This window comes from Streptomyces sp. NPDC043996 (assembly GCF_056435225.1).
The window spans coordinates 69,539-87,578 of the sequence record NZ_JBWKEY010000007.1 but is presented as its reverse complement, the minus strand read 5'-3'; the positions used below and the strand labels follow the sequence as shown (position 1 = coordinate 87,578).

Genomic DNA, 18,040 nt, shown 5'->3' with positions numbered 1-18,040 from the left:
CACGCGCCCCACGCGGGGCGACGGCCGCCGGGGTCTTGACCCGCCCCCACCCTGAAAATACCTTTCAAAGGTGACGTCTGACGTGAAGGAAATTTTCGCCGGAGGCGCCCCGCCCGCTCCGGCCGCCCTCGCGGCCAAGGTGCGCACGCTCGCCCCGTCGATGACGCGCTCCATGCAGCGGGTAGCGGAGGCCGTCGCGGGTGACCCGGCGGGCTGCGCCGCCCTCACGGTCACCGGCCTCGCCGAGCTCACCGGCACCAGCGAGGCCACGGTGGTCCGCACGGCCCGCCTCCTCGGCTACCCCGGCTACCGGGACCTGCGCCTGGCGCTCGCCGGGCTCGCCGCCCAGCAGCAGTCGGGCCGGGCCCCGGCCGTCACGGCGGACATCGCCGTGGACGACCCGATCGCGGACGTCGTCGCGAAGCTGGCGTACGACGAGCAGCAGACCCTCGCCGACACGGCGGCCGCGCTCGACACGGTGCAGCTCGGCGCGGCCGTGGCCGCGCTCGCCGCCGCCCGGCGCACGGAGATCTACGGCATGGCGGCGTCCGGGCTCGTCGCCCAGGACCTGGCGCAGAAACTCCTGCGCATCGGCCAGGTCGCGCACGCGCACTCCGACCCGCACCTCGCCGTCACCAACGCGGTGACGCTCCGCGCGAAGGACGTGGCGATCGCCATCACGCACTCCGGTTCGACGGGCGACGTGATCGAGCCGCTGCGGGTCGCCTTCGAGCACGGCGCCACCACCATCGCGATCACAGGACGCCCGGACGGCCTCGTGTCGAGCTACGCGGACCACATACTGACCACGTCCACGGCCCGCGAGAGCGAGCTGCGCCCGGCGGCGATGTCGTCCCGGACGAGCCAACTGCTCGTCGTGGACTGCCTGTTCGTCGGGGTCGCCCAGCGTACGTACGAGACGGCTGCGCCGGCGCTCGCGGCGTCGTACGAGGCTCTGGCCCACCGGCACCGGGCCGGCTGAGGCCGCCTCGGCTCGCCGCGTGTCGCGCTGCGCGCTCGTCCTCAAACGCCGGACGGGCTTGTCCCCACCCACCCGCCCTTTCCCTGAAAGAGCCACTCCCTCATGACCTCCACCCCCGACGGCCACGACCACGGCCACGGCTACGGCGAGCTGCGGGCCGAGCTCGCCTCCCTCACCACCGAGGCCTTCCGGCCCGAGCTCGCCGAGATCGACCGGCTGCCCACCGAGGACATCGCCCGGATCATGAACGGCGAGGACGCGACCGTCCCCACCGCCGTCGCCGCGCAGCTGCCCCGCATCGCCGCCGCCATCGACGCCACGGCGCAGCGCATGGCGCGCGGCGGCCGCCTGATCTACGCGGGCGCGGGCACGGCCGGGCGCCTCGGTGTCCTGGACGCGTCCGAGTGCCCGCCGACGTTCAACACCGACCCCGGTGACGTGCTCGGCCTGATCGCGGGCGGCCCGGCCGCGATGGTCACGGCGGTCGAGGGCGCCGAGGACAGCAAGGCCCTGGCCGCCGAGGACCTGGACGCGCTCGCGCTCACGCCGGACGACACGGTGGTCGGCGTCTCGGCGTCGGGCCGCACGCCGTACGCGATCGGCGCGGTCGAGCACGCCCGCGCCCGCCGGGCCCTGACGATCGGCCTGTCCTGCAACGCGGACAGCGCGCTCGCGGCGGCCGCCGAGCACGGCATCGAGGTCGTCGTGGGCCCCGAACTCCTCACCGGTTCCACCCGCCTGAAGGCGGGCACGGCACAGAAGCTCGTCCTCAACATGATCTCGACGATCACGATGATCCGTCTGGGCAAGACGTACGGGAACCTGATGGTCGACGTCCGCGCCTCCAACGAGAAGCTGCGGGCCCGCTCCCGCCGCATCGTGGCGCTGGCGACGGGCGCGTCCGACGACGAGATCGAGCGCGCGCTCGCCGCCACCGACGGCGAGGTGAAGAACGCGATCCTCGCGATTCTCGGCCAGGTGGACGGCCCCACGGCGGCCCGCCTCCTGGCCGAGTCGCGGGGCCACCTGCGCGCGGCCCTCGCGGACGCGAACCCGACCGCCTGACGCAAGGGCGCGTTTCCGGTCATGTGCGATTTTCTTCGGACGTGACGGGAATGGCGCGAATCACGGGTTCCCGCGATCACCCCGTGTACCGAGGATGTCACCACATGTCATCGCGCTGACATGTCTACGCGTACGGCTGACACGTCTACGCGCACATCCGAGAGGGGACCCCATGCCTGAAGAGCAGCCGCCGAGCGAGGAGCAGATCCAGGAAGCGTTACGGGCGGCGGCGCCCATCACGCTCGGCTCGGGCCCGACGCAGCCCGTCACCGCCGCCGCGCCCGAGCCCAACGAGGTGTGGCCGCTGCCGCAGGGCACGGCCTGGGTGTACTACGGCGAGGGCAACAGCCACCTGACCCGCCCCGTGATCCTGGCGGACGGCTTCAACTCGGGCCCCAGCAGCCTGAACGACTCCTGGGACTACCTGGACCGCCACGACTTCCCGTTCCTCAGCGAGCTGCGGCGGCGCGGCCGGGACGTCATCCTGGTCGGCTTCAACGAGCGCAGCGCCTCCATCCTGGACAACGCGCAGGCGGCGGAGGCCGCCATCATCCGGGCCGGCGCCGAGAAGCTGGGCGAATCCCGCCTGACCGTCGGCGGCTTCAGCATGGGCGGGCTCGTCACCCGCTACGCGCTGGCCCGCCTGGAGATGCGGCGGATGGACCACCGGACCGGCCTGTACCTCTCGTACGACAGCCCGCACCGGGGCGCCTGGATTCCCATCGCGCTCCAGTCGTTCGCGCACTACATCCGCAAGCTCAACAGCAGCTTCTCGGACCAGATGAACAGCCCGGCGGCGCAGCAGCTCCTCTGGCAGCACATCGCCGAGTGGCAGGACACGCCCGCGACCAGCAAGCTGCGCACGGAGTTCCTCACGGAGCTCGAGCGGGTCGGCAACTGGCCGCGCATCCCGCGCCTCATCGGCGTCGCCAACGGCGCCGGGGACGGCACCGGCAACGGCGTGGAGCCGGGCAAGCTCGCCTTCGAGGGCAAGGGCCTGTCCGTCCTCGGCAGCAGGCTGCTCACGCAGTCGCCCGGTGAGCATCAACTCGTAGCGAAGCTGCGCGTGGTGACCCCGCCGCCCGCCAAGGAGATCCACACCACCGGCCTGCCGCGCATCGACGGCGCCCCCGGCGGCACCCTCAACAGCTTCGAGATCCTCGCCAACCGCTTCAACGCGCTGCCGCCGCTCCTCGGCTTCAAGTCCGAGGCCCCCATCAAGTCCCACAGCTTCGTCCCCGCCGTGAGCGCCGTCGCCGTCCGCGACCTCGACTCCGACGACAAGCTGTACGCGGACATCAACTCCCTCTCCCCCGACCAAACCGACCTCGACGACTTCCTGTGCGCCTCCCAGAACGAGGGCCACACCCGCATCACCGAGGAACTCTGCACCTGGATCATGGACCGGCTGCCCGACTAGCCACGCCCCCCTGACGCGGGAGGCCGGGCGTCGCCCACACCCACCGAAGCGCCGCCCGCCTTCCGCAGGAACCATCGTCAGGCCGTATTATGTCGTGCACAACATAATACGGTCGTGGCATGGAACCCCTCTACACGATCGAGATGGAGCCGGAGGTCCGCGCCTGGCTTGAGCTCCTGGCCGACCGCGAGCATCGGAAGATCGAGGAGTACGCCCAGTTACTCGCGAGCATGGGCACGCTCACTCCCATGCCCTTCGCTCGTCCGTTACGCGATGGCGTGTACGAACTCCGCCCCACTCTGGGCGGCCAGGAGACCCGCGTCACGTACTGGTTCGCGCCCGGTCGACGCATCGTGCTCCTCACGGTCTTCCACAAGACCCGGATGCGTGAAGCGGATCAGGTCGAGCGAGCCGTGAAGGCCCGTAGCGTCTGCGAGAGCGGACATGGGCCGGCCCATCTGACGTATGACCGGGACAAGCGAGACCAGGAGAAGGACGGAGACGCGACGTGAGCCACACGCGCTGGAAGCTGCACCGCGAGAAGAAGCTCGCCGAGGGCTACGCCGAACCGCCCGAGGCCGCCGCCGAGCGGGCCGAGATCCGACTGGCCATGGCCTTCGCCAAGGCCGTGTACGACCGCCGCCGGGAACTCGACCTCACCCAGGCCGAACTCGCCGAACGCGCGGGCCTCACCCAGGCCAAGGTCTCCCGCGTGGAAGGCGCGGACTCCGTCCCCACCCTCCCCCTCCTGCGCCGCCTGGCCTCGGCCATGGACGCGTCCCTGAGCATCGACCTGGACGCCGACCACGAACAGGTCTCCTTCACGGCCCACCGCGCCGCCTGACCACGAGGCCACAGGCTACGGCAGCCGCCCCTCCCGGTTCACCTGGCGCACCCGCGCCCGCAGCACCTCCCCCGTCGACGCGGGCGCCGTCGCCTCCGGCGGGCAGTCCCACTCCCGGCCGCCGCCCACCGGCCGCAGCTGCACGTAGCCGCCCTCGCTGCCCATCACCTGGCCGACGCTGCCGTCCCGTACGTCGACGGCGTACTCCCCCGGGTTCACCGGCCCGCCCCCCGCAGCACCGTCACCAGCCGCATCGCCGTGTCGAGGTTGCAGCGCCCCAACTCGACCAGCGGGTACGGGGCTTCGGCCACCATCGTCAGCGGGTCCACCCGCAGGGACGGTAGCGTGACGCCCAGGCGGGCCAGCTCCGTCCGCAAGGCCTCCACCACGTCCTCGGCGGCCCGCCCGCGCTCCTCCGGTGTCATCGCCATCGCGTACGCCTTTCTACTGAGTGTTCAACGTTCCTCACCCAGGGTGTTCACTCGCGCCTACCCTGAAAAGCGCAGGCCACCCAACAGCCCCCGGTGTCCGAGGAGTCCCCCACCGATGACACGACCCAAAGACCTCGACCCGTCCTCGAACCCCCGTGCCTTACTGGGCGCGGAGCTACGCCACGCCCGCGAGAAGTCCGGCCTCAACCAGGAGAAACTTGGCAGCCGGATCTTCGTCAGCGGCTCGTTCATCGGCCAACTAGAGGCCGGTACGCGGCGGATGCAGCCGGACCACGCACGGATGCTCGACGAAGTCCTTGGTACGGAGGGCTTCTTCACCCGGAACTGCCGGGCAGCGGCGAAGTCCCGCTATCCCGAGCACTTCGCTGAGGCGGCGGAGGCTGAGGCGGACGCCACGGTGCTCCGCGAATACGCGCCGATGCTGATCCCCGGGTTGATCCAGACACCCGCTTACGCACGGGCCGTGAACCGAGCGTTCGCTCCGACAGCACCGGACGAGACCATCGAAGAGTGGGTGGACGGTCGGATGGCGCGCACCCGCCTGCTCAACTGCCCCACAAAGCCGTTGTTGTGGACGGTGCTTGACGAGGGCGCGCTGCGCCGGGTGACAGGCGGCCACGCGGTGATGGCTGAGGCCCTGCGCCATATCGCGAGCCTGGCGCGTCGGGGCCGCGTCATCATGCAGGTGCTGCCGCTCAGCGCGGGCGGACACACCGCAATGCAGGGCTCACTGAAGCTGATGGACTTCGAGGACGCCCCGCCTCTGGTCTACTTCGAGGGCGTACGCACCGGACGGCTGGAGGACGACCCGGCCACTGTCGCCGAGCTGAAGTTCACCTTCGAACTCCTCGCAGCCGACGCACTCTCGCCGGAGAAGTCCCTGGTCCTGATCGAAGCGTTGGCGCAGGATTACACCCATGAGGAACACCCGTGAGTACGACCTGAGCACGGCCACCTGGCAGAAGTCGAGCTATAGCGGCGGAGGTGGCGACAACTGCCTGGAGGTAGCCCCCCGCCAAGGGGTCATCCCCGTCCGCGACTCCAAGACCCCCCAAGGCCCCCACCTCCTCTTCCATCCCCCGGCCTGGTCCGCTTTCATCGGCTCCCTGAAGGTGTAGCGCCAACGACACACGGGGGGACGGCCGTTGAGGCGGGTCGGGGACTATGTGATCGAGCGGGAACTGGGCCGTGGCGGCATGGGCGCCGTCTACCTGGGACGCTCCCGGGCGGGCCGCCCCGTGGCCATCAAGGTGGTCAGGGCGGAGTACGCGGCGGACCCCCGGTTCAGGAGCAGGTTCCGCAAGGAGGTGGAGGCCGCCCGGAGGGTCGGTGGCTTCCACACGGCGGCCGTGGTGGACGCCGACCCCGACGCGCCCCAGCCGTGGATGGCCAGCGCGTACGTGAAGGGGCCGACGCTGGCCCGGGAGATCGAGCGCGGCCCGCTGAACGAGGCGGCACTGTGGTCGCTGGGCGCGGCGCTCGCCGAGGCGCTGGAGGCGATCCACGCCTGCGGCCTCGTACACCGCGACCTCAAACCCGCCAACATCATCCTGGCGGAGGACGGCCCGAGGGTCCTGGACTTCGGGATAGCCAGGGCGCTGGAGGGCACCCGCCTGACGGGCGACGCGGTGGTGGGAACCCCCGGTTTCATCGCTCCGGAGCAGGCGCGGGGCGAGCCGGAGATCACCGGGGCGTGCGACGTGTTCGCGCTGGGCGCGGTCCTGGTCGCGGCGGCGGGCGGCAGCGCGTTCGAGGGGGACTCCCCGCACGGGCTGCTGTTCCAGGCGGTGTACGAGAAGGCCGACGTGTCGGCGGTGCCGGAGGCGCTGCGCGAGGTGGTGCGGGCGTGCCTGCGGAAGGACCCGGCGCGGCGGCCGACACCAGAACAACTCCTTGACCTGTTCACGGGCGACGCCACCGGACACCCCGCCACCGAGACGGCCCCGCCCCGCCCGGAGGGCAGGCCGTACCCGCCCGCCCTGTACCGCCGCGACCGTCGCGGCTGGGGCGTTCAGGTCCTGCTCAACACACTGGTGGCGCTCGCGTTCGTCACGGTGGTCGTCCTGAACCTCAAGGCGCTCGAATGGTCGGACTGGATCACGGGCGCGGGGCTGTTCGGGGCGTTCGTCACGCTGATCCGGCTCATCGGCCTGCTCAGCACCTTCAAGGACGGGCTAGTCCTGAACGACCTGGGCATCGGGGTGGGCGGCCCGGACACGCTCGTCATCCTGCGCTGGTCGGACATCCGGTCCCTGGAAGTGGACGACAGGGCGTCGCTGACGCTGCGCCTCAGCGGCGGCGGACACCTGCCCGTCGGCTTCCAGCACCCGACGTGGGTGCGCAAGCACCAGGACGGCACCATCCACATCCACACCCGCCCGCTCTCCCCGGCCGCCGACGCACCCCCGCTCCCGGACCGCGTCCGCGCCCTCGCCGCCCGCCACGGCCTGCCCCTGACGGAGGCCCGGCGATGACGGCCCCGCTCAAGGACGAGGACCCCGAGCGCCTCGGCGGCTACTGGCTGGCCGCGCGGCTCGGCGCGGGCGGGCAGGGCGTCGTGTACGAGGCGTACGACGGCCAGGGCGCCCGCGTCGCGGTGAAGGCGCTGCACCGGGGCGCGGAGGCCGCCGAGCGGGAGCGGTTCGGCCGTGAGGCCGACGCCGCCCGGCGGGTCGCGTCGTTCTGCACGGCCCGCGTGCTCGACGCGGCCGCCGACGGGGAGACCCCGTACATCGTCAGCGAGTACGTGCCGGGGTCCACGCTGGCCGACGAGGTGCGGGAGCGGGGCCCGCTGGCGGAAGACGCCCTCACCCGCATGGCGATCGGCGCGGCGACCGCGCTCGTCGCGATCCACGGTGCCGGAGTGGTGCACCGCGACCTGAAACCGGGCAACGTCCTGCTCGGCCCCGACGGCCCCCGCGTCATCGACTTCGGCATCGCCCGCGCCCCGGACACCTCCCTCACCGCCACCGGCAAGATCATGGGAACGTTCGGCTACATGGCCCCCGAGGTCCTCGCGGGCCGGCGCGCCACGGACGCCTCGGACGTGTTCGCGTGGGCGGCGGTCGTGCTGTACGCGGCCAGCGGCACCGAACCCTTCCGGGGCGCGAACATCGGTGAGGTCGTGCACCGCACGGCGGCCCTCGACCCGGACCTGTCGGCGCTGCCGAGCCGCATGCGGCCGCTGGTCGCGGCGGCGCTCGCCAAGGAGCCGGACCTGCGGCCCTCGGCGCGGGAGGTGCTGCTCGGGCTCGTCGGGGAGCTCCCGAAGTCCGCCGACCCGCGCCACGCGCTCCTCGAAGCGGGCGCACGGCGCGCGGCGCGGCCGCACGAGACGGCCGCCGCGCCGCCGCTCGGGGACCGCGCGGAGTCGGCGTACGCCGCGCTGCCTGGCCCGGCCCAACTTGCCGCCCAAGAGCTCCTGTTGCGTCTCGTCGTGCCCGGCGACGCCGCCGACGGCTCCCAGGATTCCGTACGCACCGCGAGCCGCGCCGAACTGTGCGCCGACCGGCCCGAGAGCGAGCGCCAGGCGACGGAGGCGGCCGTCGCCGCGCTCGCCGCCGCCGGGGCCCTCGTCGCCGACGAGGACGACCACTCCGTACGCCCGGTCAGCGCGGCCCTGGTCCCCGCGTGGCGGCGGCTGCGCGAATGGATCGCCGCCGACCGGGCCGGGCTCGCGACGCACCGAAGACTGGGCCGGGCCGCGCTCGCCTGGCACACGGACGGGGAGCGCCCCGACGACCTGCTGCGCGGCACCGCCCTCACCACCGGCGCCGACTGGCTCGCCAGCGCCCCCTTCCCGCTCCGGCCCAACCCCCTGGAGCTGCGCTTCCTGGCGGCGTCCCGCGCCGAGGCCGCCCGAGCCACGCGCCGCAGACGCCAACTCCGCTCCGCCCTGGCCGCGTTGACGACCCTGGTCCTGCTCGCCGGAACCATCGCCTGGTTCCAGACCCGCGAGAGCCGCCGCAACGCCGACGAGGCCGACCGCCGCCGCGCCGAGGCCACGGCCCGCTCGGTCGCCCAGGCCGCCGACAACCTGCGCGGCGACCAGCCCGACACGGCCCTCCTCCTCAGCCTGGCGTCCTGGCGCATCGCCCAGACCCCGGAGTCCCGCTCGGCCCTCAACTCGGCGGCGACGCAGCGGGAGACGGCCGTGATCCCGCTCCCGCAGGACTCGGGAAGCCACGGAGCCGGGGAGGTCCTGCTGTCCGGCGGCCGCACGATGATGCGGTACACACCGGGCAAGGTGACGTTCCAGGACCTGACCAAGGGGCCAGAGGGGGCGGCCGACCCCTACCTCACCCTCAAGGGTGACGTCCTGGGGGACACCCTCTCCACCCCCCTGACCAGCCTCGACGGCCGCCTCCTGCTCCTGGAGGACGAGGACGACGGCCCGTACCGCATCGTGTCGACCCGCGACGGCGAGCCGGTCGGGAAGGCGGTCGCGCGTCAGGCCGGGTTCTCGCCGCAGGAGCTGTCCGGCCGGGGCCAGGTGCTCTTCCGCAAGGAGAAGGGCGAGGGCGGCGGCTTTGACTACCGGCTCGTGTCCTCGTCGGGCACGCGGATCGCCGCCTGGTCCGAGGCGGGCCGGGCCCGGCTGGCCCCGGACGGCGAGCGCTACGTGTCCTGCCGTCCGGGGAAGGCGGCGGACAGCCTGGAAGTCCGGTCCATCGGCCCCGGCGGCCGCGAGCGCGTCTTCCGCACCACGGCGCAGGGCACCGAGGCCATCCCCTGCGGTTCCCTCAGCTTCAGCGCGAACGGCGACCGGCTCGCGTCGATGAACTCCGACAACGTGGTGGTGTGGTCCACCACCACCGGCGAGGAGACGGGTTCCGTCCTGTACTCGAACCTGGAGGGCGGCGAACTGACCGCCGACGGCCGCTACTTCGTGGGCACCACCGAGAAGGGCGCCGTGGAGGTCTGGGGCCTGGACGACGCCCGCAAGCCCCTGTACCGCGTGCCTCCCGGCCGCCAGGAGCCGGCCGGCGCGACCCAGTTCGCCTTCGACGCGCGCGCCAGGACCCTCGTCCACGTCACTGACCCGCCGCACCAGGTCCACCGCTACGACGTCGCCGCCGCCCTCGCGGGCACCGCGCCCGGCACCTACACGGAGGGCGCCGCCGTCTCGGGCGACGGCCGCGTCGGGGTGTACCGCTCGGGCCGCGACCAGCCGGTGCAGCACTTCCTGGACCTGCGTACGGGGAAGGAGTCCGCCCGGCCCGTACGCCAGCGCGTGGGTCCGAGCGATGCCTCGGCGAACCGTTTCAACGCGCTGTCCGGCGACGGCCGCTTCGTCGCCTTCACCGACTTCCGGCCGCGCGGCGGCGACCTCAACCTCGCCGTCAGCGTCTGGGACACCCGCGCCCACCGGGAGGTGTTCCGCGGCCCGGTTCCCGAGCAGCGGTCGGTCGGCAACATCAGCCTCTCGCCGGACGGCGGCCACCTCGCCTACCAGTACGACTTCGCGGGCGTCCCCACTCCCGGGGGCGGCGTCATGGAGGTGTGGGACGTCCGGGCGCGCGAGCGCGTGCACCGGTTCGCGGACGCGGACGTCTACAGCCAGTTCAGCCGGGACGGCCGCCGCCTGGTCACCACCCGGGGTGACGTCCTGGACCTGGCCAGTGGCAAGGCCCGGCGGGTCCGCTTCGGCCCCGAAGGCACCGAGGACCTGGTCTTCTCCCCCGACGGAAAGCTCCTCGTCCTCATCAAGAGCGGCGGCTGGGCCGAACTGTGGGACAGCGCGGTCCACGAGCGTCTGGCGCGGATGCCCGGCAGCACGGTCCGTGGCGCCGAACGCTCCGGGGACTCCCTGCTGTTCCCGGCCGTCTCGCCCGACGGCAAGCTCCTCGCGGCCGTCGTCGGCGGCGACTCCGTACAGGTGTGGGACCTTGAAGCGCGCCTGTCGCTGGGCGCGCCCGTCGACCTCACCGGCCGCGAGATCGACCGCCTGGCCTTCGACGGCGACGGCGTCCTGCGCGCCCTCACCGGGAACCGGGTGGCGTCCCTCGACCTGAACCCCGCCCACCTCACGACCACGATCTGCCGCAAGGCGGGCCGCGACATCACCCGCACCGAATGGCGCACCTACGTCCCGGACACCCCGTACCGGAGCCTGTGCCAGAGGTGATCCAGCCCGTCCGGCGCTTGGTAATTCAGCCCGTCCGGCGTTTGAGGACGAGGCGCGAAGCGCCAATATCTGTGAGCGGGGGAACGGGGGCAGCCGCACCCGGATCGGGAAGGGGCGGGCCTGGGGCGCCCCGCGAGGCCTACGACACCCGCACCCGAAGCTCAAGCCCCCAGCCCCAAGCCCTCTTTCCAAGGAACGGGCGGCGGGCCTCAACCCACCCACCCTCCCCGCGAGTTGAAGAATCCCCACTTCCCGCAACCGACTTGCCACGCAACGTAGCGACGCCTTAACGTGCCCGCATAACGAACAACCCCCGCTCGGCGCTAGCAACACCGGCGGGGGTTTAACCAACAAGATCGAAAGAGACGTTCGATCCCATGGCTGACGCCAAGTTTAGCGACGCCGCCCGCGCCCCGCACGCGACCCCGCACCCGATGGCCAACCCGGGTTACGGAAAGCGCTCCGCCCCGGACCAACTCCCCCGCTCCGGAGAAGACTTCCCGCACTTACCGCCCCGCGAGGCGGCCATCGCCGCATACCTCGACCGGCTGCCCGACGGCACCGACATCTCCGTAAAGACGCTGGCCAAGGTCCTGCCGTACGGGCAGTGCGCGCTGCGGACGGCCCTCAACGCCCTTCAGGCGGCGGGTCATCTGCGCCGGGGACGCGAACACGTGCACGGCAGCGGAAGCGCCCGCTGGATCACCCGGACGTGGTTCTCGCGGACGGCGCGGGACGACGAGTGGTGGGCGGAGTTCACCCGGGGCGACTTACCGAGGGAGCGCCAACGCCCGACGCGCAGCAGGGCGTTCATCCTCCTGGCGGCCCTGGGCCGCACGGCCCCGGCACTCTCCCTCTCGGCGGCGGACTGCGCGGCGCTCGGCCCCCTTGCGGAGCGGTGGTTCGCGCGGGGCGCCACGGAGGAGGCGATCCTGCGCGCCCTGACCACGGGCCTGCCCACCCCGGTCCACAGCCCGGCGGCCCTCGTACGCAGCCGCCTGACCTCAAAGCTCCCACCGGAGCCGATCGCCGCGCGCCCCGTGCTGCGCGTACTGGAGTGCGCACGCTGCGGCGCTCCGGGGCGCCCGGAGGAACTGCCGGGAGGTGCCTGCGGGCCCTGCCGGGGAGAGCCTGCCCGCACCAGGCCCCCGGCACCTCTCACCGCCCTCGCGGTCCAGGCGCACGCCGCCGCGGCCCGCGCGGCACTCGGCCTGCCGAATCCCCTACCCGAAGGGACACCCACATGACCGCTCAGACGGTCCGGCCGCATGGCTCCGGGGCACCATGGAGGGGAGGAGGCAACACCATGACCCCTGGCACCGCCGAACGCCCGCAGATGTCCGTCGAGGACTTCGAGGAACTGGTCCGCAGGGCCCCGGAGACCGTACGGAACAAGCTCGAATTCCTCGACGGACGCCTGCTCGTACGGCACGGCCCCATCGACGTCGACGACTTCGAAGAACTGGCCCGCGTCGCCCCCGAGACCGTGACACTGGAACTGATCAACGGAGAGCTAGAGGTCAAGCCCGTGCCGGACGGCGACCACGGTTCGATCATCATGTGGTTGGTCCGCCAGTGCATGATGCAACGCCCCGAGCTGGCCCTGCATGTGGAACAGGGGCTGCGGATCGACACGTACAGGAAGGGTTGCATCAAACCGGACGGCGCCCTGACTCCGGTCGACTACTTCGCCGGACAGGGCGAGTGGGCGCCCCCCGGCGGCGTCCTGATGACCGTCGAGGTCACGTCCCGCGACAGCGACACCGACCGTCGCGACCGCCACGACAAACCGCGCGCCTACGCCCACGCCGGTATCCCCGTCTATCTCCTCATCGACCGCGACGAGCACAGCGTCGTCGTGTACAGCTCCCTCGAGAACGGCGCCTACCAGAGCCGCCGCCCGTACCGCTATGGCTCCACCGTCCGCATCCCCGCCCCCGTAGCCCTCACCCTCGAAACCGAAAAGCTCAAGGACTACGCGGACTGACAGCCAGGCCGGGCACAACCGGAACGCCGCCGCACCCTACGCGTACTGGAGTACGCGACCTGCGGCGCCCCGGGCCGCCCGGACGCCCTGCCGAGCGGCCGCTGCGGCCCCTGCCGGGGCGAGGCGACACCCCGCACCCCCACGCTCACGGCCCCCCAGGTCCACACCCACGCGGCCCGAATCCGCGCGGCGGCCGCTCCCTGACACGAAAGGACGACGTCTTGGGCGAGCTCGAAGAACTGCAGCGGCTGCGCGACGAGGCCGACATCGCCGAGGCTCGGGCGCGCGAGGCCGCCCCCACGGGGCCTGCCTTGGCCCACGACGAGTTCATGGCGCAGCTGGAGGCGGAGGACCACCGAGAGGCCGCCTCGCGCTGTACCGGGCGGACGGCGACACCGTCACCGTCCACGTGCTGAAGACCGGCCGCGTCGGCTGACGCGGAAACGCCCGAGGGCGGCACCCCCCGCCAGTGGCAAGGGATACCGCCCTCGGAAAGGACAGGCTGAACCGTCAGGCTCAGAAGTCCATGTCACCGCCCGGCATGCCGCCCGGAGCGGCCGCGGCGGCCTTCTCCGGCTTGTCGGCGATGACGGCCTCGGTGGTGAGGAACAGCGCGGCGATCGACGCGGCGTTCTGCAGCGCGGAGCGCGTGACCTTCGCCGGGTCGATGATGCCCTCGGCGATCATGTCCACGTACTCGCCGTTCGCGGCGTTCAGGCCGTGACCGGGGGTGAGGTTGCGGACCTTCTCCACGATGACGCCACCCTCGAGGCCAGCGTTCACGGAGATCTGCTTCAGCGGGGCCTCGAGCGCCAGCTTGACGGCGGCGGCACCGGTGGCCTCGTCGCCCTCGAGCTCCAGCTTCTCGAACACCGAGGAGGCCTGCAGCAGGGCCACGCCACCACCGGCGACGATGCCCTCCTCGACGGCCGCCTTCGCGTTGCGAACGGCGTCCTCGATGCGGTGCTTGCGCTCCTTGAGCTCGACCTCGGTCGCGGCACCGGCCTTGATGACGGCCACGCCGCCCGCGAGCTTCGCCAGGCGCTCCTGGAGCTTCTCGCGGTCGTAGTCCGAGTCGCTGTTCTCGATCTCGGCGCGGATCTGGTTCACGCGGCCCTGGACGGCCTCGGAGTCACCGGCACCGTCGACGATCGTGGTCTCGTCCTTGGTGATGACGACCTTGCGGGCGCGGCCGAGCAGGTCGAGACCGGCGTTCTCCAGCTTGAGGCCGACCTCCTCGGAGATGACCGTGCCGCCCGTGAGGATGGCGATGTCACCGAGCATGGCCTTGCGGCGGTCGCCGAAGCCCGGGGCCTTGACGGCGACGGACTTGAAGGTGCCACGGATCTTGTTGACGACCAGCGTGGACAGGGCCTCGCCCTCGACGTCCTCGGCGATGATCAGCAGCGGCTTGCCCGACTGCATGACCTTCTCCAGGAGCGGAAGGAGGTCCTTCACGTTGGAGATCTTGGAGTTGACGATCAGGATGTACGGGTCGTCGAGCGACGCCTCCATACGCTCCATGTCGGTGGCGAAGTACGCCGAGATGTAGCCCTTGTCGAAGCGCATACCCTCGGTGAGCTCCAGCTCCAGACCGAAGGTCTGGGACTCCTCGACGGTGATGACGCCTTCCTTGCCGACCTTGTCCATCGCCTCGGCGATGAGCTCGCCGATCTGGGTGTCGGCGGCGGAGATGGAGGCGGTCGAAGCGATCTGCTCCTTGGTCTCCACGTCCTTGGCCTGCTCGAGCAGGGCGCCCGAGACAGCCTCGACGGCCTTCTCGATGCCGCGCTTGAGGGCCATCGGGTTGGCACCGGCGGCCACGTTGCGCAGACCCTCGCGCACCAGGGCCTGGGCCAGGACGGTCGCGGTCGTCGTGCCGTCACCGGCGACGTCGTCCGTCTTCTTCGCGACCTCCTTGACCAGCTCGGCGCCGATCTTCTCGTACGGGTCCTCGAGCTCGATCTCCTTGGCGATGGACACACCATCGTTGGTGATCGTGGGGGCGCCCCACTTCTTCTCGAGGACGACGTTGCGACCCTTGGGGCCCAGGGTCACCTTGACGGCGTCGGCGAGCTGGTTCATGCCGCGCTCGAGGCCGCGCCGTGCCTCCTCGTCGAACGCGATGATCTTGGCCATGTGAAGTGGTCCTCCCGGACAGGGGTGGAAATACTCGGACCGCGCCGGCGCCCGCGACGGACGGTCTGCCTGCCTTGTGGTTCCTTGCCCCACCCGGCCTGCGGACCTCACCCACCCGGTCCTTCTGTCACTCTCACTCGTAGAGTGCTAACGCCAATGATTAGCACTCGCCCCCTCCGAGTGCAAGGTCGCCCCCGAAACCGGACCCGCCCCCGGCCCGCCGCCGGGTCCCGCCCGGCCCCGCGGCCGGGCACAGCGAAAGGGCCCGCATCCCGGTCAACCGGGATGCGGGCCCCACACGTCGCTGGTGGCCGATCGCGCCAAGCCGATCAGACGGCGAGCTTGACCATGTCCGCCTGCGGACCCTTCTGGCCCTGCGAGATCTCGAACTCGACCCGCTGACCTTCTTCCAGGGTGCGGTAGCCGTCCATCTGAATCGCGCTGTAGTGGACGAATACATCCGCACCACCGTCTACCGCGATGAAGCCGTATCCCTTCTCCGCGTTGAACCACTTGACGGTGCCCTGAGCCATGCCTAACTCCCCTATTACTGGCCCTTGCGCAGGACCGCACTTCGCGGACCCGGGTCAGACCTCACTCCCCATGGGTTGGGGGTGTGCGCCGGAACGCGTCGACCGCGGCTGAATGTATCTGCCCAACTGCCGTCTGCAACAGGTCAATCGGACGAGAATTCTGGGCATGGCCGATCGGCGGTATAGGGAGAATTCGCCGGAGTTCAGGGCAAGTCGGGCCAGACAAATGCCGCATTAGGCTCAAATAGGCGGCGCACTTTGGCTACTTCTTGTCGGCCTGAAGGCCGGCTCCGTGCCCGCTCTGGGCGCCGCTCCGCTCCAAAAGCGAAGCTTCATTCCCAACTGTACCGCGCTCAACCATGCAGAATTGCCCCCTCCGCTTCTCTCGCGGAGGGGGCAATCCCGGTAACGCTGCGTACGGCGCGCGGCGGTCGTATACGAAGGAGCTACGAAGGGGGCGCTCAGCCGCCCGCGACCGCCGGAATGATCGATACGCCCGCGCCGTCCGGCGTGGCCGTCTGCAGGCCCTGCTCGAAACGGACGTCGTCGTCGTTGACGTACACGTTCACGAAGCGGCGCAGCTTGCCCTGGTCATCGAGGACGCGGGTGGCGATACCCGTGTGGTTCTTCTCCAGGTCGGCGATGACCTCGGCGAGGGTGCCACCCTCGGCACTCACCTCGGCCTGCCCACCGGTGTAGGTACGCAGAATGGTCGGAATCCGAACGTTGACGCTCATAGTCTTCACCTCGGTGTATCGAAGGGCGCCCCTGTCAGGAGCGCCCCGAAGGGGCGCGGGGAACTGCGCGACCAGCCACGACCAGCCCGCAGACGAAAATCAGGCAGCAGGCCCTACGGCGCTAACCCGCAAGCCCCGCGGAGCGAAAAGCGTCCAGGCTGGGCCGAATCGTGGCGGTGGCCTGCGAGGTCTCGGCGACCGCGTCAAGGGTCTTGAGGCCGTCACCGGTGTTGAGGACGACCGTGGTCAGGGAGGTGTCGAGGAGCCCCGCCTCGATCAGCTTGCGCGTGACCCCGACGGTCACGCCACCCGCGGTCTCCGCGAAGATGCCCTCCGTGCGCGCGAGGAGCTTGATCGCGTCGACGACCTGCTCGTCGTTGACGTCCTCCACGGCGCCGCCCGTGCGCCGGGCGATGTCAAGGACGTACGGACCATCGGCCGGGTTGCCGATGGCGAGGGACTTGGCGATGGTGTTCGGCTTCTGGGGGCGCACCACGTCATGGCCCGCCTTGAAGGCGGCCGAGACCGGCGAGCAGCCCTCGGCCTGGGCGCCGAAGATCTTGTACGGCTTGTCCGCGACAAGGCCCAGCTTGATGAGCTCCTTCAGACCCTTGTCGATCTTCGTGAGCTGCGATCCCGAGGCGATGGGGATCACCAGCTGGTCCGGCAGGACCCACCCCAGCTGCTCGCAGATCTCGTACGCCAGGGTCTTGGAGCCCTCGCCGTAGTACGGCCGCAGGTTGACGTTGACGAAGCCCCAGCCCTCGCCGAGCGGGTCGCCGATGAGCTCGGAGCAGAAGCGGTTCACGTCGTCGTAGTTGCCCTCGATGCCGACGAGCTCGCCGCCGTAGACCGCGGCCATGACGACCTTGCCCTGCTCCAGGTCGTGCGGGATGAACACGCAGGAGCGGAAGCCCGCGCGGGCGGCGGCGGCGCCGACGGCCCCGGCGAGGTTGCCCGTGGAGGAGCAGGACAGCGTGGTGAAGCCGAAGGCGCGGGCGGCTTCCAGGGCCTGCGCGACGACGCGGTCCTTGAAGGAGTGGGTGGGGTTGCCGGAGTCGTCCTTGACGAACAGCTTGCCCGGCTCGACGCCGAGTTCACGGGCGAGGTTGTCGGCCTTGACGAGCTTGGTCCAGCCGGGGTTGAGGTTCGGCTTGTCGGCCACGTCGGCGGGGACCGGAAGCAGCGGCGCGTACCGCCAGATGTTCGCCGGGCCCGACTCGATCTTCCGCCGCAGTGCCTCCGGGTCGCCGACGGGCAGGTCGTACGCGACTTCGAGCGGGCCGAAACACTCGGCGCAGGCGAAGATCGGACCGAGCGGGAAGAGCGTGCCGCACTCGCGGCAGGAGAGGCCCGAAGCGGGTCCGAGGTCGACCTGGGTGTCCGGCGCGGAGGCGGCGTCCGTTGCGGAGGGGGTGGCGACAGTCTGCACAGCCATGGAGGCGAGGCCCTTTCTCCTCATCTTCCTCGCGGCGCATCTCGCCACGAGACGGAATTGGCACCTTCCCGAGCCGGGAGCCTCGCGGTGCGCCGATGGCGTCGCAAGAGACCGACTGGAGGGTTGCCGGGGCTTCAACGGGCCGTATCCCTCTGCCCCTCTGGATGAGCGGTATTCGATTGTGACGGCGGCGACCCCCGACATGCGATGGTCACCGGCGTTGTTCAAGACTGTAACCGAAGGCCCGGACAGTTGAGATAGTCGTCCGAACCGCGAGATGGATCACATGCATGGATCACGTGCACGGATCACACGC

General features: G+C 71.2%; 18 protein-coding genes and 1 riboswitch. Of the genes, 12 read left to right on the top strand and 6 right to left on the bottom strand.

The window, feature by feature from the left end; all coding sequences use genetic code 11:
- Positions 1-70: 70 nt before the first annotated feature.
- The 5 genes from AC07A4_RS19690 (at position 71) to AC07A4_RS19670 (ending at position 4,311) form a co-directional block, all read left to right on the top strand.
- Positions 71-982, top strand: a complete 912-nt coding sequence (locus AC07A4_RS19690; protein ID WP_478600143.1) for a MurR/RpiR family transcriptional regulator — start codon at positions 71-73, stop codon at positions 980-982.
- Between the two features lie 102 nt (positions 983-1,084).
- Complete coding sequence (murQ, locus tag AC07A4_RS19685) at positions 1,085-2,047, top strand: N-acetylmuramic acid 6-phosphate etherase (protein WP_478600141.1); 963 nt, start codon at positions 1,085-1,087, stop codon at positions 2,045-2,047.
- 172 nt (positions 2,048-2,219) lie between these two features.
- Positions 2,220-3,467, top strand: coding sequence for an esterase/lipase family protein (locus tag AC07A4_RS19680; protein WP_478600138.1), 1,248 nt, complete (start codon positions 2,220-2,222; stop codon positions 3,465-3,467).
- 119 nt (positions 3,468-3,586) lie between these two features.
- Complete coding sequence (locus AC07A4_RS19675) at positions 3,587-3,979, top strand: type II toxin-antitoxin system RelE/ParE family toxin (RefSeq protein ID WP_478600135.1); 393 nt, start codon at positions 3,587-3,589, stop codon at positions 3,977-3,979.
- On the top strand, positions 3,976-4,311 hold the full coding sequence (locus AC07A4_RS19670) for a helix-turn-helix domain-containing protein (RefSeq protein WP_478600133.1): 336 nt from the start codon (positions 3,976-3,978) through the stop codon (positions 4,309-4,311). Before AC07A4_RS19675 ends, AC07A4_RS19670 begins: the two co-directional genes overlap by 4 nt.
- 15 nt (positions 4,312-4,326) lie before the next feature.
- On the opposite strand, the gene AC07A4_RS19665 is transcribed toward AC07A4_RS19670, so the two are convergent.
- Positions 4,327-4,530 (bottom strand): hypothetical protein, encoded by a 204-nt coding sequence (locus AC07A4_RS19665; protein ID WP_478601085.1) that lies wholly within the window; start codon positions 4,528-4,530, stop codon positions 4,327-4,329.
- Positions 4,527-4,742 carry a hypothetical protein gene (locus AC07A4_RS19660; protein WP_478600131.1) on the bottom strand — a complete coding sequence of 72 codons (216 nt, stop codon included), beginning with the start codon at positions 4,740-4,742 and terminating at the stop codon, positions 4,527-4,529. Before AC07A4_RS19660 ends, AC07A4_RS19665 begins: the two co-directional genes overlap by 4 nt.
- 115 nt (positions 4,743-4,857) lie before the next feature.
- Here AC07A4_RS19660 and AC07A4_RS19655 point away from each other — a divergent pair, with 115 nt between their 5' ends.
- The 7 genes from AC07A4_RS19655 to AC07A4_RS19625 all read left to right on the top strand — a co-directional run bounded on the left by AC07A4_RS19655 (position 4,858) and on the right by AC07A4_RS19625 (position 13,293).
- A complete protein-coding gene (locus AC07A4_RS19655; protein WP_478600129.1) occupies positions 4,858-5,697 on the top strand; it encodes a helix-turn-helix domain-containing protein in 840 nt (279 codons plus the stop codon).
- On the top strand, positions 5,681-5,881 hold the full coding sequence (locus AC07A4_RS19650) for a DUF397 domain-containing protein (protein WP_478600127.1): 201 nt from the start codon (positions 5,681-5,683) through the stop codon (positions 5,879-5,881). The genes AC07A4_RS19655 and AC07A4_RS19650 overlap by 17 nt, the downstream gene beginning before the upstream one ends.
- Before the next feature lie 27 nt (positions 5,882-5,908).
- Complete coding sequence (locus AC07A4_RS19645) at positions 5,909-7,237, top strand: serine/threonine-protein kinase (protein WP_478600125.1); 1,329 nt, start codon at positions 5,909-5,911, stop codon at positions 7,235-7,237.
- Positions 7,234-10,890 carry a protein kinase domain-containing protein gene (locus AC07A4_RS19640; protein ID WP_478600122.1) on the top strand — a complete coding sequence of 1,219 codons (3,657 nt, stop codon included), beginning with the start codon at positions 7,234-7,236 and terminating at the stop codon, positions 10,888-10,890. The genes AC07A4_RS19645 and AC07A4_RS19640 overlap by 4 nt, the downstream gene beginning before the upstream one ends.
- A 377-nt stretch (positions 10,891-11,267) precedes the next feature.
- Complete coding sequence (locus AC07A4_RS19635) at positions 11,268-12,137, top strand: hypothetical protein (protein ID WP_478600120.1); 870 nt, start codon at positions 11,268-11,270, stop codon at positions 12,135-12,137.
- 59 nt (positions 12,138-12,196) lie between these two features.
- Positions 12,197-12,877, top strand: a complete 681-nt coding sequence (locus AC07A4_RS19630) for a Uma2 family endonuclease (RefSeq protein WP_478600118.1) — start codon at positions 12,197-12,199, stop codon at positions 12,875-12,877.
- A 221-nt stretch (positions 12,878-13,098) separates the two neighbouring features.
- Positions 13,099-13,293, top strand: coding sequence for a hypothetical protein (locus tag AC07A4_RS19625; RefSeq protein WP_478600116.1), 195 nt, complete (start codon positions 13,099-13,101; stop codon positions 13,291-13,293).
- Between the two features lie 100 nt (positions 13,294-13,393).
- On the opposite strand, the gene groL is transcribed toward AC07A4_RS19625, so the two are convergent.
- From groL to thrC, 4 genes are all read right to left on the bottom strand, one after another.
- Positions 13,394-15,016 carry a chaperonin GroEL gene (gene groL / locus AC07A4_RS19620; protein WP_478600113.1) on the bottom strand — a complete coding sequence of 541 codons (1,623 nt, stop codon included), beginning with the start codon at positions 15,014-15,016 and terminating at the stop codon, positions 13,394-13,396.
- A 329-nt stretch (positions 15,017-15,345) separates the two neighbouring features.
- A complete protein-coding gene (locus AC07A4_RS19615; RefSeq protein ID WP_005315736.1) occupies positions 15,346-15,549 on the bottom strand; it encodes a cold-shock protein in 204 nt (67 codons plus the stop codon).
- A gap of 461 nt (positions 15,550-16,010) precedes the next feature.
- The gene (locus AC07A4_RS19610) at positions 16,011-16,286 is read right to left on the bottom strand and encodes a MoaD/ThiS family protein (protein ID WP_478600111.1); all 276 of its coding nucleotides are present in this window, start codon (positions 16,284-16,286) and stop codon (positions 16,011-16,013) included.
- A 121-nt stretch (positions 16,287-16,407) separates the two neighbouring features.
- Positions 16,408-17,748, bottom strand: coding sequence for a threonine synthase (thrC, locus tag AC07A4_RS19605; protein WP_478600110.1), 1,341 nt, complete (start codon positions 17,746-17,748; stop codon positions 16,408-16,410).
- Positions 17,742-17,895, bottom strand: a riboswitch (SAM riboswitch). Its footprint overlaps the gene before it by 7 nt.
- Positions 17,896-18,040 lie beyond the last annotated feature (145 nt).